Source organism: Plantibacter flavus (assembly GCF_002024505.1).
In the GTDB taxonomy this organism is placed as follows: domain Bacteria; phylum Actinomycetota; class Actinomycetes; order Actinomycetales; family Microbacteriaceae; genus Plantibacter; species Plantibacter flavus_A.
In genome coordinates this window covers 98590-113086 of sequence record NZ_CP019402.1, presented here as the reverse complement: position 1 = coordinate 113086, position 14497 = coordinate 98590, and the positions used below count along the sequence as shown (strand labels likewise).

Below are 14497 nucleotides of genomic sequence, written 5' to 3'. Positions count from 1 at the left end.
CCTGGGCCGACGCGCGACGCGTGCGCCGACGTGATCATCACGATTCCGAACCGGGACACCACGGTGTCACCGGCTCGGAGTATCGTCACTCGGGCACGTCCTTCATGGTCTCCGTCGGTTCGCGCTGCCGTCGGAGGCACTGGTCTCGCGCCAGCCCAGTTCCGCCCCCTCCGTCCGCACGGCCGCTCCGCCGCGGACATGAACCACAAAGGACCTCACGTGGCCCTCCTCGCCCTCGCCCTCCGACACGCCAAGCCGTACGCGGCCTGGGTCGTCGCGGTGTTCGTGCTGCAGCTCATCTCGACGATCGCGGCCCTCTACCTCCCCAGCCTCAACGCCCAGATCATCGACCAGGGCGTCTCCCGTGGCGACACGGACTTCATCTGGTCCACCGGCATGACGATGCTGCTCGTCTGCCTCGTCCAGGTGGCCGCAGCCATCGGCGGGGTCTACTTCGGCGCCCGCACCGCCATGGCCATCGGCCGCGACCTGCGCCGGGAGTTCTACCGGAAGGTCGACTCGCTCGGCGCACTCGAGATCGGCGGCTTCGGCAGTGCGACGCTCATCACCCGCGGCACGAACGACGTCCAGCAGGTCCAGATGCTCGTCCTCATGACCCTCAACTTCATGGTGTCCGCACCCATCATGTGCGTCGGCGGCATCATCATGGCGCTCCGCGAGGACGCGGGGCTGTCGTGGCTGGTGTGGGTCTCCGTGCCGGTGCTGTTCATCATCGTCGGGTTCCTGGTCTACCTCCTCATGCCGCTGTTCCGCCAGATGCAGGACCGCATCGACGGCATCAACAGTGTGCTGCGCGAGCAGATCATCGGCATCCGCGTCGTCCGGGCGTTCGTCCGCGAGCCGTTCGAGTCGGAGCGGTACAACCGTGCGAACGAGGCGCTCACGCGCGTGTCGATCAAGGTCGGCAACATCTTCGTCCTCATGTTCCCGGTCATCATGATGGTCCTGCACCTGGCGACGGCTGCCGTGCTCTGGTTCGGTGGCCAGCGGGTCGACGCCGGCCAGATGCAGGTCGGTTCCCTCACCGCGTTCCTCCAGTACCTGCTCCAGATCCTCACCTCGGTGATGATGGGCGTCTTCATGGTCATGATGATCCCTCGCGCGGTCGTGTGCGCCGAGCGCATCCAGAGCGTCCTCGACACCGAGCCGAGCCTCACCGTGCCGACGAGCACCGACATCCGCGTGCCGTCGGTCGGACGGGTCGAGTTCACCGGCGTCACCTTCGGCTACCCCGGCGCGGAGCGACCGGTCCTGTCGGACGTCACGTTCACGGCGGAGCCCGGCAAGACCACCGCGATCGTCGGCTCGACCGGCTCCGGCAAGACGACGCTCCTCTCGCTCATCCCGCGCCTCTACGACCCGCAGCAGGGCCACGTCACCATCGACGGCGTCCCCGTCTCGCAGCTCACCCGGCAGCAGATCGCCGGGGTCGTCGGCATCGTGCCGCAGAAGCCGTACCTGTTCTCGGGCACGATCGCCTCGAACCTCCGCTTCGGACGTCCCGACGCCACCGACGACGAGCTGTGGAGCGCCCTCGACGTCGCACAGGCTGAGGACTTCGTCCGCGCGAAGCCGAAGATGCTGAACGACGGCGTCGCCCAGGGCGGCACGAACGTCTCCGGCGGCCAGCGTCAACGTCTGTGCATCGCCAGGGCCCTCGTCGCGAAGCCCCTGGTCTACCTCTTCGACGACTCGTTCTCGGCCCTCGACGTCGCCACCGACGCACGACTCCGCGCAGCCCTCGGCGACAGCACCGCCGACGCGACCGTCATCATCGTCGCGCAGCGCATCGCGACGATCCGCGAGGCCGACCACATCATCGTCATGAACGACGGCGGCATCGTCGGCCGCGGCACCCACGACGAACTCCTGGACTCCAACGAGACGTATCGCGAGATCGTCCAATCGCAGCTCGCTGTGGAAGGGGTGGCGTGACCATGGCCCGTTCACCACGTGACAAGCGCTCCTCTGGCACCTCGAAGGACACCGCTCAGGCTCCCGAGCTGAACGCTGTCGAGGAGGAGGCGCTCGCACCGGAGTTCACCCCGGGTGAGTCCGACGGCGACATGTTCGGCGGCACCCCGTCGAAGAAGGCCGAGCAGTTCTGGCCCTCCGCGAAGCGACTCGTCGGTCTCCTCGCCCCCGAGAAGGTCAAGATGAGCATCGTCGTCGGGCTCGTCGTGCTCTCGGTCGTGCTCACGGTCATCGCCCCGAAGATCCTCGGTCTCGCGATGGACGCGATCTTCAACGGCGTGATGGGGTCGCAGCTCCCGGCCGGCGCGACGCTCGATCAGGTCGTCGACCAGGCACGCGCATCCGGCAACGACCAGTACGCCGACATGCTCGAGAAGTCGGACATCACCCCGGGGCAGGGGATCGACTTCACCCTGCTGGGCCGTCTGATCATCATCGTGCTCGGCATGTACATCGTCGCGTCGATCCTCAACTGGGCCCAGGGGTACATCCTCAACGGGCTCGTCATGCGCGTGGTCTACAACCTCCGGCGGGACATCGAGCGCAAGCTCAACCGCCTTCCACTGAGCTACTTCGACACCCGTCAGCGCGGCGACCTCATGTCGCGTGTCACGAACGACGTCGACAACATCCAGACCGCCCTCCAACAGGCGTTCTCGCAACTCGTGCAGTCGGCCCTCACGGTGCTCGGCATCACGGCGATGATGTTCATCGTGTCGTGGCAGCTCGCACTCATCGCGCTGATCGCACTGCCGCTGTCCGCGCTGATCGCCGGGGTCATCGGCTCGCGGTCGCAGAAGCTCTTCACCGCGCAGTGGAAGAACACCGGCTCGCTCAACGGGCACATCGAGGAGTCGTTCTCGGGGCTCGAGCTCGTGCGCGTCTTCGGCCGCGACAAGGAGATGCTCGCCGAGTTCGACGAGCGCAACGAGAAGCTCTACCGGGCGGCGTTCGGCGCGCAGTTCGTGTCCGGCATGATCATGCCGGCGATGACCTTCGTCTCCTACCTGTCCTACGTGCTCATCGCCGTCGTGGGCGGCCTCCGGGTCGCCTCCGGCCAGATGACCCTCGGCGACGCGACCGCGTTCATCCAGTACTCGCGTGAGTTCTCGCAGCCGCTCAGCCAGATCGCCGGCATGGCGAACCAGCTGCAGTCGGGCGTCGCGTCCGCCGAGCGCACCTTCGAGCTGCTCGACGCCGAGGAACAGGACCCGGAGACCGCGGACGCACACCTGCCCGAGCACACCGATGGCCACGTCGAGTTCGACGGCGTCTCCTTCAGCTACGACCCCGAGAAGCCGCTCATCGAGGACCTCTCCTTCTCCGCGCAGCCGGGTCAGACCGTCGCGATCGTCGGGCCGACCGGGGCCGGGAAGACGACCCTCGTGAACCTCGTCATGCGGTTCTACGAGCTCACGGGCGGTCGCATCCTGCTCGACGGCGTCGACATCACCGCCCTGACGCGCGCCGAGCTGCGGTCGCAGGTCGGGATGGTGCTGCAGGACGCCTGGCTGTTCGATGGGACGATCCGCGAGAACATCCGGTACGGCCGACTCGACGCGAGCGACGCGGAGGTCGTCGAGGCTGCCGAGGCGACGATGGTCGACCGCTTCGTGCGCCAGCTGCCCGACGGCTACGACACCGTCCTCGACGCGGACGGCGGCAGCGTCTCGGCCGGTGAACGCCAGCTCATCACGATCGCCCGTGCGTTCATCGCGAAGCCGAAGCTGCTCATCCTCGACGAGGCGACGTCCTCCGTCGACACGCGGACGGAGCTGCTCGTGCAGCACGCGATGGCGGCACTGCGCTCCGACCGGACCTCCTTCGTCATCGCCCACCGCTTGTCGACCATCCGCGACGCGGACACGATCCTCGTGATGGAGAACGGACGGATCGTCGAGCAGGGCTCGCACGCGCAGCTCCTCGAGGTCGACGGCGCGTACGCCGAGCTCTACCGCACGCAGTTCCGCGGCGGCGAGGAGCAGTCGGCGATCGACGAGGCGGCCGTCGCCAGCGGGTCCGACACGGCACACGCCCCGCGCAGCTGAGTCGGCTCCCACCCCGCGTCAGGCGGGCTCCCGATCATCGGGGCCTGCCTGAGGCGCGTTCAGCCGAGGGTGGCCGACCGCCAGGTGCCCTGATCGTTCACCCACAGCCTTCCGTTCCCGACGAGGATGTCGCCGGACTGGCCACCGTACGGCCGCGCGAGACCCATGTGCCGGGTGGAGAGGTAGCTCGTGTTCGGCTGCGCGTTCGCGTGTGCCGTGACGTCCGACTCCCAACGGTTGCCGTGGACCACGGATCGCCCGGTCGTTCCGAAGGTGTCGAGGCCGTACTCGCACTCGCGTCCGGTGTTGCCGATGATCGTCGCGCCACCGGTGCAGTTGTTCACGGCGACCGCGACTCTGACGCGGTCGATGCGGTTCCCCATGACCACGATCGAGCCGGCACCCTGGTGGAGCACCCCGAACCCGTTGGAGGTCGCGGCCCCGGTGATGGAGTTGTCGGAGACCACCGCGTCCTGGGCGAGGTACGACACGACACCGCCCACCGAGCCCGATGCGAGCGTGACGGCGACGCGGTTACCCGAGACGACGGGCTGTCCGGTCCGATCGAGCGCGATCCCGATCGGACAGGTGCCGCCGCCGATCCGGACCACGTTGTCGGTGATGAGCGCGTCGACGGCGCCGATGACGGTGGTCGAACCGCCCGGGGGTGCCGCCGCCTGGGCCATGATGCCCGCAGCAGCGACGCCGCGGATCTCGATGACGTTCCCGGAGACCACGGTTCCCTGCGCATCGCGGTAGATCATCACCGGGCAGCGCTTCGGCCCCCAGGCGGACCCCTGGTCGTCGTCGGCCGTCCGCGTCCAGCGCACCGTGTTCGCGACCAGGGCGACCGATCGGGTGTCGATGACGGCGAGTCCCCACCAGGTGGCGTCGGACACGGTGTTACCGGTCACGACGGTGTGGGCCATCCCCTCCACGGCGATGGACCGGCGGAACGGCCCGGTGACGACGTTGCCCTCGATCGTGACCATCGAGTCGGCCCAGGAACCGGGGTCGACCGCGTAGTCGGGCAGGTTCTCGGCGTGGATGCCGACCCGTGCGTCGGTGCCGGGGGCGGCCGAGACGATGTTGCCGACGACCGCCGAACGCGCACCCCAGACCGTGATGCCGTCGCCACGATCCTCGCCCGCGGATGAGGCGGAGCCTCGCCCTCCGCCCGAGCCGACGATGTTCAGGACATGGCACCCCGAGATGACGACGCCCTCGAACTCACCTGACGGTTGCACGGCGATGCCGTTCTGGAACCCGTCGACGGTGACGCCGTCGATCAGGACGTCGCTCGCCCAGATGCTGATCCCGGTGTTGCGCTCACCCGTGCTCGAAGCGGTCGGGCCCGCGTAGCTGACCCGGACGCCGGTCACCGAGCTGCCCGACACGATGAGCTTCAGCGCCGGGGCCGCCTCGACACCTCCGACGAACCGGAGCTCGCCGCGCCCGCGGAGGTGCAGGCGACGGTCGATCCTGATCGTCGCGTCCACGGCGATGACGTCGCCGCCGCGGACGACCACGGTGCTGCCGGCCGGGACGGCCGCGAACCAGGCGAGGACCGCGGCGGTGCTGACGGAGGCACCGGTCGGGTCGATCCCGGGACCTTCGAGGACGAGCTCGACGGGCGGGACGGCCTGGGTGTCCGCGTTCCCGGTCGGTGCCGACGGTGCGGGATCGGGTTCGGGTGGCGACGGGGCCCCACGGTCGGGATCGGGATCGGGTTCGGGCTCGACGGCCGTCGGTTCGGGTTCCGGGACCGGTCCGGGTTCGGCTCCGGTCCTCCGCCACCGAGCTGTTCCGTCGCTTCGTGATGTCCTGTCCACAGTCCACACAGTACAGAACCATGAGGTACAGAAGCATCCTAGAGTGGAGATCCGGCGTGACCACCGCCGTCCGATCATCCAGGAGCACCATGCCGTCACCGGAGAACCACGCGACCGGAAACCCCCGACGCGACCGCCGATCGGCACCCCGCGTCGACCACACCGCCTTCGCCGGTGCCCGCGCCGTCGCCGCCTGGTGGGTGGTGTTCTCACACTCCGCGGACTGGCTGTTCTCCGTGCTCCCCGAGCTCTCGTGGCTCGCGCCGATGGCCCACACCGGACTCGCCGTCGACGTGTTCTTCGTCTTGAGCGGGTACACGATCGCCCGGGCCTACCAGGATCGGCGCTGGACCTGGCCCATCTACGGTCGCTACCTCCGGAACCGCTTCGCGCGGATATACCCGGCACACGTGACCGTGCTCCTCGCCTTCGTGCTGCTCTGCGTCGGCGGGGCGATCGTCGGTGTCTCAACGGACGACGGGGCGTTCCCGCCCATCGGCCTCCTCGCCGAACTCACCCTCACCCGCGCATGGTTCGGCGACGCACTCTGGTGGAACCCACCCGCCTGGTCGCTGTCGGCCCAATTCCTCGCGTTCATCCTGTTCCCGGTGTTCGCCCTCGCCCTCCGCGACCGGATGCGCGGCCCGGTCCCGATGATCGCCCTCTCGGTCGGGCTCGTCTCCACGACGACGATCGCCGCCGCCATCGCCCCGTCGGCCATGAACGGCATGGCGACCCCGGCCGTCCGGGTGCTGTGCTGCTTCGCGCTCGGCATCTGTCTGGCGGAGTGGACGGCAGCCCTCCCGGTCACCCGACGAGCGGCGTGGGTCGCCGCAGGAGGCGCCAGCGGCCTGGTGGTGGCGGCGATCGCACTCGAACCCGGAGCACCACGAGCCTGGGCCGCGATCACCTTCGCGGCGATCATCGTCGGAGGCCTGGCGGTCGCGAGCCCGCGCTCCACCGCGGTGCTGCGCAGTCGCCCCGCGCGCATCCTGGGGCAGCTCTCGTTCTCCACGTACCTCGTGCACGTCTTCGTGCTCATCCTGCTGGCGAAGGCGATCCCGCCGAGCGCCGTCGACGGCATGCCGTTCCTCCTCCGGGCCCCGATCATCCTGGTCTGGTTCGGCTCGATCCTCGCCGCGTCCTGGCTGCTCCACACGCTCGTGGAGGTGCCGTGGCATCGCAGACTCGCAGCACCGCGGACGAGCCGGGCCGTCCATGCCGACGGATCGGCCACCGGCGCTTAGGCGTTCGTGCCCGCCAGCGGACGCCGCGCCGCCCGGACACCCCGCGCGATGCGCTCGGGGAGCCGCAACGCGGCGCTGACGAAGGCGAGGACCGCCACGGTGAGCGACACCCACAGTACGGACCAGGCCGCATCGGTGGGTGGGCCCAGCAGGAGCGACGCCGCCGCGTCCCCGACGCCGCCGGGGATCGCGACCGACACCGCGAAGACGAGGGCGAGTCGGGCAGCGCCGAGCAGGATGAGCGTCAGGCCTGCTGCGAGGAGGACACCGATCGCCGCTCCGGCGACGGTCCGGCTCGGGTTGCGGCGGCCCAACCAGAGCAGGATCACCCCGAGTGCGAGGAGCCCGATCGCGAGCCAGGGCGACCAACCAGCCGCCGTCTCGATCACCTGGATCCCACCGAGTACCGGCGCGACCTGCGACGCCGGGACGACGTCGACCACGCGGTCGACGTCCGGGATGGCGGCCGCGAAGCCGAATCCCGCGTCGACCAGCCACGAGCGGGTCGCGGAGACGATCGGCCCCAACTGCACACCCAAGCCCTGCTCGGCCGAGACGTCGATGACCGCCCCCTGGGAACCGGAGACGCCGGCGACGAGCTGCTCATGCGTGACCCGGAGGGCTTCGGTCCAGGCGGTCGCGAACGCGGGCGAGGCCGCGAACTCGGCGACGTTCCGGCGCAGGACCTCGCGCAGCGCGTCCGCGGTGTCGCCACCGATCGCACCCAGCACGTCCGAGATCGCCGGCGGGAGCGAGAGGGTCGCCGCGAGGTCGGCCGGCACCGCAGCCGCCACGTCGAGGTCGACCTGACTCTCCAGCGCGGCGAGCGCCTGGTCCCCCACGAAGGCCTGGACGGCGGGGTCCGTGGCCAGTGGGGCGAGGGTGTCGACGAACGCGTCGGTGTCGCGGAGCATCGTGTCCGCCCACGTGCTCACGAGGGCGACCGGGATCAACAGGGCGCCGATCACGATCGCGACCGTGCCGAAGAACCCCCACGCGCCCGCTCCGCGTCGAACCGGCTGCTCGACGGCCTCCGCACGGAGCGCGTCGAAGGTGACGAAGTCGTTGCGGGCGTCGGACGACGGATGATCGGTCACGCGCCCGAGTCTACGAGTGGGCGCCGCCCGGGCGCCTGGATTCCCGAGACCGCGCGATCGCCTCGACCGCCGCCACCGTCGACACGGTCACCCGTTCCGGCAACGCGTCGAGCGGGAACCACCGGAGACCGCCGTGCTTCTCCGGCTCTCGGAGTTCGGGCTCGCCCACGGTGTCCTCCGCGAGGTACACCGGCGAGATCCAGTGTTGGTGCAGCGCCTGCTCGAAATGGTCGACGACGCACAACAGCTCGATCGAGCCGAGCTCGAGCCCGGTCTCTTCCAGGGTCTCCCTGCGGACGGCGTCCTCGAGGCGCTCCATCCAGTCGACCTTCCCACCGGGGATGCCCCAGGAACCGGCCTCGGGCTCGCGGAGGCGCTCGAGCAGGAGGATCCGACCCTCGCGGACGATCGCGACCCCGCATCCGGAGCGCGGGTGCGGCATTGGCTCTCCAGCGGGTGGAAGCGTGGTGGACGACACGTGCTCACGCTACTCGACGCCGCACCGGCCCGGCCGTGAACGATCACGGTACGCTTGCTCCCGGCACCATGACGATTCGATGATGAAAGCGCAGACCATGCCCTACGAAGCAGCCGAAACCCGTTACGACGACATGACCTACCGCCGCGTGGGCCGCAGCGGACTGCGCCTCCCCGCGCTGTCCCTCGGTCTCTGGCACAACTTCGGCGAAGGCCGCAGCATCGAGGTCCAGCGGGCCATCGTGCGCCGCGCCTTCGACCTCGGGATCACCCACTTCGACCTCGCCAACAACTACGGCCCGCCCGCGGGTTCCGCCGAGACCGCCTTCGGCCGCATCTTCGCCGAGGACCTCGCCGCCCACCGTGACGAGATCATCATCACCTCGAAGGCCGGCTACTACATGTGGCAGGGTCCTTACGGCGAGTGGGGCTCGCGCAAGACCATGCTGTCGTCGCTCGACCAGAGCCTCGGCCGTATCGGTGTCGAGTACGTCGACGTCTTCTACTCGCACCGCCCCGACCCGGAGACCCCGATCGAGGAGACGATGGGTGCGCTCGCGACGGCGGTCAAGCAGGGCAAGGCGCTGTACGCCGGCATCTCGAACTACTCCCCCGAGCAGACCATCGCCGCGGTGGCCGCGCTGCGTGAGCACGGTGTCCCGCTGCTCGTGCACCAGCCCCGCTACTCGATGTTCTCCCGTGAGGTCGAGGACGGCCTGCTCGACACCCTCGACGACCTCGGTCTCGGTGCCGTCGTGTTCAGCCCCCTCGCGCAGGGCATGCTGACCGATCGCTACCTCGGTGGAACGGTCCCGTCGGACTCGCGTGCGGCGACGAGCCACTTCCTCAACGAGGAGTCGATCACGGGCACCTACCTCGAGCGCGCCCGCGGCCTGCAGGCGATCGCCGAGGAACGCGGCCAGACCCTCGCGCAGCTGGCGCTCTCGTGGGTACTGCGTCGCGACACGGTCACGTCCGCGATCATCGGTGCCAGCTCGGTCGAGCAGCTCGAGGGCAACTACGCGGCGATCCACCGCCTGGACTTCGACGACGCCGAACTCGCGCGCATCGACGAGTTCGCCGTCCACGGCACCCTGCGCTAGCCACCGCTCCTTCGATCGATCCCCCGCTCTGTCCCCGACTCAGGAAAGCTCCGGCGCGTCGCCCCCGCACCCACCCGACACGTCGGGGTTCTCCTGAGACAGGTTTACAACTCAGGAAGACATCGGCGCGGCATACAGAACGCCCCGGTGTGTCGGGATGACACGCCGGGGCGTTCCTGCGTTGTGAACCGCGCGGAGTCGGGTCAGATGAGGTCGTCCGAGAGGTGGTTCGGCGTGCCGAAGCGATGCGCCGTGATCGAGACCGCCTGCTCCTGGAGGAACGGCAGCAGCTCGATGCGGCCGGCCTCGGTGACGTCGCCCGCGTAGATCGCGACGTCGGGGCTGCCGGAGGTCGCGTGGGCGACACCCTCGGTCGTCCCGCCGATGATCCGGACGCGCGCGCCGGCCTTCGTCCCGACGAGTGAGGCGGCGGTCACGTACCAGCGGTCCTCGCTCTCGACGGTGATCCCACCGGCGATGGCCTCGACGGCCGGGACGAGCTTCGGCGGCAGCGCGACGGCGGACGACACGTGCACGGTCGCGCCTGCGGTCGCACCGGCGGCGACGACGCGGAGGAGCTCCGCGACCGAACCGCCGTCCACGAGACGCACGTGGACCTCACGAGGCACGTACCGGAACACGTTGCGCTCGGCGGTCAGCTTCGAGACATCCTTCGCGACCCCGAACTCGTCCGCCCACGCGGCAGCGTCGCTCGCGACAGACCGACGCAGGAACGCGAACTCGTCGGCGGTGAGCACCGCGTCAGCGGCGCGCAGCAACGAGGCGACGGCGGGCTTCGGGCCACGGCGCTCCGCCGACCGACCGACGGTGCGCTCAGCCGTGCTCTCGGCGCTCGACCACGAGCCGAGGCCGATGAGGTAGTTCGGGCCACCGGCCTTCGTGCCCGCGCCGACCGCGGACTTCTTCCAACCACCGAACGGCTGACGCTGCACGATCGCGCCGGTGATCCCGCGGTTCACGTACAGGTTGCCCGCCTGGATGCCGTCGAGCCACAGGCGCAGCTCGGCCGGGTTCAGGGAGTGCAGCCCGGCGGTGAGGCCGTAGTCGATCTCGTTCTGGATCGCGATGGCCTCCTCGAGGGTCTCGGCCGTCATGATCCCGAGGATCGGGCCGAAGTACTCGGTGAGGTGGTACTCGGAGCCGCGCGCGACGCCCGCACGGACGCCTGGGCTCCACAGCTTGCCGCTGTCGTCGAGCTGCTTCGGCTCGACGAGCCACGACTCACCGGTGCCGAGCGTCGTCAGGCCGCCGAGCAGCTTGCCCTTCGCCGGCTCGATGATCGGGCCCATCTGCGTGGTCGGGTCGACCGGGTAGCCGACCTTCAGCGACGTGACGGCGTCGACGAGCTGGTGACGGAAGCGGCGCGAGGAGGCGACCGAACCGACGAGGATCACGAGTGACGCGGCCGAGCACTTCTGGCCGGCGTGACCGAAGGCCGACGCGACGACGTCCTTCACCGCGAGGTCGAGGTCGGCGCTCGGGGTGACGATGATCGCGTTCTTCCCCGACGTCTCGGCCAGGAGTGGCAGCTCGGGGCGGAAGGAGCGGAACAGCTCTGCCGTCTCGTAGCCACCGGTGAGGATGACGCGCTCCACCGCCGGGTGGGCGATCAGGCGCTCACCGAGCGAGTTGTCGGCCAGCTGGGCGAAGCGGAGCACCTCGCGCGGCACACCGGCCTCCCACAGCGCCTCGATCATGACGGCACCGCTGCGGCGAGCCTGACGGGCGGGCTTGATGATGACGGGCGATCCGGCGGCGAGCGCCGCGAGGGTCGAGCCGGCGGGGATGGCGACGGGGAAGTTCCACGGCGGGGTGACGACGGTGAGCTTCGCGGGGGTGAAGGTCGCGCCGTCCACGTGGTCGAGCTCGCGCGCGCGCTCGGCGTAGTAGTGGGCGAAGTCGATCGCCTCCGACACCTCGGGGTCGGACTGGTCGAGGGTCTTGCCGGTCTCGGACGCCATGACCTCCATGAGGTCGGCGCGACGCTGCTCGAGGACGTCGCCGGCGCGGTGCAGGATGACCGCACGCTCGGCGCCGGAGAGCGACCCCCACGAGGCGCCCGCTGCGGTCGCCCCGTCGATGACGGCGTCGAGGGCTTCGACGCTGTCGAGGATGGACGCGGCGACGGTGTCGTTCCCGAGCCGCGACTCGGCGACGCGGGTGAGGATGTCGCGTCCCCAGACGCGGTTCGCGGGGAGCGACGGGTCGGTGTCGGGGGTGTTCTCGAACGCGTCCACCGGCGAGGCCTCGGCGGCCTTCGTGCGGTCCTGCTGCCGGTTCGGCGCAGGGACGGTGGTGTCAAGCTCCGCGAGCGACGCGAGGAACCGCTGCTGCTCACGGGCGAAGAGGGTCTCGTTCTCACTCAGCTCGAACACGGCGGACATGAAGTTGTCCTGGCTCGCGCCCTCCTCCAGGCGGCGGATGAGGTACGCGATGGCGACGTCGAACTCCTGCGGGTGCACGACCGGCGTGTAGAGCAGGAGCTCGCCGACGTCGCGCTTCACGGCCTCGGCCTGGCCCTGGGCCATGCCGAGCAGCATCTCGAACTCGACGCCGCGCTCGACGCCCCGCTGCTTGGCGAGCAGCCAGGCGAAGGCGATGTCGAAGAGGTTGTGGCCGGCGACCCCGATGCGCACGTTGTCGATGCGGTCGGGGTGCAGGGCGTACTCGACGACGCGCTTGTAGTTGGTGTCGGAGTCCTGCTTGGTGGACCAGGTGGCGAGCGGCCAGTCGTGGAGGGACGACTCGACCTGCTCCATGGGGAGGTTGGCGCCCTTGACGATGCGCACCTTGATGCCGGCGCCGCCCGCGGCACGACGACCGGCCGACCACTCCTGGAGACGGATCATCGCGGAGAGCGCGTCGGGCAGGTAGGCCTGCAGCACGATCCCGGCCTCGAGGTCGCGGAACTGCGGGAGGTCGAGGAGCTTGGTGAAGACCGCGATGGTGAGGTCGAGGTCCTTGTACTCCTCCATGTCGAGGTTGATGAACTTCGCAGGTGTGGCCTTGGCGGCACGCTCGAACAGCGGGGTCAGGCTCGTGACCACGTGCTCGACGGCTTCGTCGAACGCCCAGACCGAGTGGGGGCTGACGGTCGAAGACACCTTGATCGACACGTAGTCGACGTCGGGGCGCGCGAGCAGCTTGTGCGTGCCCTCGAGACGACGCGCGGCTTCACCCGTGCCGAGGACGGCCTCGCCGAGCAGGTTGACGTTGAGCCGGGTGCCGGGCGTCTTGATCTTCGCGATCGCGGGGCCGAGCTTCTTATCGGTGGCGTCGACGACGAGGTGGCCGACCATGTTGCGGAGCACCTTGCGGGAGATCGGGATGACGACGCCGGGCAGGATCGGGGCGAACGCACCGCCGCAGCGGACGGCTGCCTTCAAGTACCAAGGGAGGAACGCGGGCACCTTCGGGGCGATGGTCTGCAGGGTGCGGGCCGCGACGCGGAGGTCCTCCGGACGCACGACGCCGTCGACGAAGCCGACCGTGAACTCGAGGCCGGTCGGGTCCTTCAACACACCGGCGAGCTGCTGCGCGGAGGCGTCGGCGGGGATCGTCGAGGCCGTCTGGAGCCAGCGGCGGACGAGGGCGATGGCCTCGGTGGCGAGGGCGTCGCGGTCGAGCTGCTGCGTCGATGCAAGAGTGTCGGTCATGGTGCCAGTATCGGCGTCGGGACCAATAAGATACAGCGAAGGTTTTCGAACGATATCCATCGGTTGAGCCGATGGTTTTGGAGGGCACCGTGCTGGACGTCCGACGGCTTCGCCTGCTGCGCGAACTCAAGATCCGCGGGACGATCGCCGAGGTCGCCGCAGCCCTCAACTTCAGCCCCTCCTCCGTGTCGCAGCAGCTCTCCGTCCTCGAGCAGGAGACCGGTGTCGAGCTCCTGCGGAAGGTCGGTCGACGGGTGCAGCTCACCCCGCAGGCCGAGATCCTCGTGGGACACACGGATGCCCTCCTCGACACGCTCGAGCGCGCAGAAGCCGACCTCGGGGCGTCCCTCACGACCGTGTCGGGCACCATCCGTGTCGCGGTCTTCCAGTCGGCGGCGCTCGCGCTCATGCCGGCGGCCCTCAGCGCCATGCGCCGCGACCACCCGGACGTCCGCGTCGAGATGGTGCAGCACGAACCGGAGACGGCGCTGGCCGAGACATGGGCGCGCGACTTCGACGTCGTCGTCGCGGAGCAGTATCCCGCCCACGCCGCCCCGCGGCACCCCGGACTCGACCGCCGTCAGCTCGCCACCGACCCCATCCGACTCGCGTGCCCGCCGGTCGCGAACGAGATCCACCCGGTCCTGCGCATCGAGGACGCGGCCGACCTCCCCTGGGTGATGGAGCCGCACGGAGCGGCGTCGCGACACTTCGCCGAGCAGTTGTGCCGCCGCGCGGGGTTCGAGCCCGACGTCCGCTACCAGACCGCCGACCTCCAGGCGCAGATCCGGTTGATCGAGTCCGGCAACGCGGTCGCCCTCATCCCCGACCTCCAGTGGGCGGGCGAACCGGCCAGCTGTCGCCTCGTCGACCTGCCCGACCTCCCGCGACGCACCATCTTCACCTCCGCGCGCGAGGCCGGCGTCACCCGCCCGGCGATCGTCGCCTTCCGCGCCGCCCTCGAGGACGCAGCGGCCTGACCCATCCCCGGTCCCTGAGCCTGTCGAAGGGCGGTCCCTGA

9 protein-coding genes are annotated in these 14497 nt (G+C 69.8%); 5 read left to right on the top strand and 4 right to left on the bottom strand.

Annotated elements, in window-relative coordinates:
- Positions 1 to 219: 219 nt before the first annotated feature.
- On the top strand, positions 220 to 1956 hold the full coding sequence (locus tag BWO91_RS00535) for an ABC transporter ATP-binding protein (RefSeq protein WP_064293947.1): 1737 nt from the start codon (positions 220 to 222) through the stop codon (positions 1954 to 1956).
- 2 nt (positions 1957 to 1958) lie between these two features.
- Entirely contained in the window at positions 1959 to 4043 is a 2085-nt protein-coding gene (locus tag BWO91_RS00530) for an ABC transporter ATP-binding protein (protein WP_369808439.1), read from the top strand.
- A gap of 59 nt (positions 4044 to 4102) precedes the next feature.
- On the opposite strand, the gene BWO91_RS00525 is transcribed toward BWO91_RS00530, so the two are convergent.
- On the bottom strand, positions 4103 to 5875 hold the full coding sequence (locus tag BWO91_RS00525) for a right-handed parallel beta-helix repeat-containing protein (RefSeq protein WP_153303332.1): 1773 nt from the start codon (positions 5873 to 5875) through the stop codon (positions 4103 to 4105).
- Positions 5876 to 5964: 89 nt separating this feature from the next.
- Between BWO91_RS00525 and BWO91_RS00520 the strand changes: the two genes are divergently transcribed.
- Positions 5965 to 7122, top strand: a complete 1158-nt coding sequence (locus BWO91_RS00520) for an acyltransferase family protein (protein ID WP_167620408.1) — start codon at positions 5965 to 5967, stop codon at positions 7120 to 7122.
- Here BWO91_RS00520 and BWO91_RS00515 read toward each other — a convergent pair.
- On the bottom strand, positions 7119 to 8219 hold the full coding sequence (locus BWO91_RS00515) for a hypothetical protein (RefSeq protein WP_079000492.1): 1101 nt from the start codon (positions 8217 to 8219) through the stop codon (positions 7119 to 7121). The genes BWO91_RS00520 and BWO91_RS00515 overlap by 4 nt on opposite strands.
- 10 nt (positions 8220 to 8229) lie before the next feature.
- Positions 8230 to 8661, bottom strand: coding sequence for an NUDIX hydrolase (locus BWO91_RS00510; protein ID WP_079000490.1), 432 nt, complete (start codon positions 8659 to 8661; stop codon positions 8230 to 8232).
- A 133-nt stretch (positions 8662 to 8794) separates the two neighbouring features.
- On the opposite strand from BWO91_RS00510, the gene BWO91_RS00505 reads away from it, so the two are divergent.
- Positions 8795 to 9799 (top strand): aldo/keto reductase, encoded by a 1005-nt coding sequence (locus BWO91_RS00505; protein WP_079003773.1) that lies wholly within the window; start codon positions 8795 to 8797, stop codon positions 9797 to 9799.
- A gap of 203 nt (positions 9800 to 10002) precedes the next feature.
- Here the strand turns inward: BWO91_RS00505 and BWO91_RS00500 are convergent, their stop codons facing one another.
- Positions 10003 to 13476 (bottom strand): bifunctional proline dehydrogenase/L-glutamate gamma-semialdehyde dehydrogenase, encoded by a 3474-nt coding sequence (locus BWO91_RS00500; RefSeq protein ID WP_153303330.1) that lies wholly within the window; start codon positions 13474 to 13476, stop codon positions 10003 to 10005.
- 89 nt (positions 13477 to 13565) lie between these two features.
- On the opposite strand from BWO91_RS00500, the gene BWO91_RS00495 reads away from it, so the two are divergent.
- A complete protein-coding gene (locus BWO91_RS00495; RefSeq protein ID WP_079003772.1) occupies positions 13566 to 14456 on the top strand; it encodes a LysR family transcriptional regulator in 891 nt (296 codons plus the stop codon).
- Positions 14457 to 14497 lie beyond the last annotated feature (41 nt).

Excerpts from the sequence above, each read along its gene's own strand:
- BWO91_RS00500 (WP_153303330.1), bottom strand. The coding sequence starts at position 13,476 with ATGACCGACACTCTTGCATCGACGCAGCAGCTCGACCGCGACGCCCTC.
- BWO91_RS00520 (WP_167620408.1), top strand. The coding sequence starts at position 5,965 with ATGCCGTCACCGGAGAACCACGCGACCGGAAACCCCCGACGCGACCGC.
- BWO91_RS00530 (WP_369808439.1), top strand. The coding sequence starts at position 1,959 with ATGGCCCGTTCACCACGTGACAAGCGCTCCTCTGGCACCTCGAAGGAC.
- BWO91_RS00510 (WP_079000490.1), bottom strand. The coding sequence starts at position 8,661 with ATGCCGCACCCGCGCTCCGGATGCGGGGTCGCGATCGTCCGCGAGGGT.
- BWO91_RS00505 (WP_079003773.1), top strand. The coding sequence starts at position 8,795 with ATGCCCTACGAAGCAGCCGAAACCCGTTACGACGACATGACCTACCGC.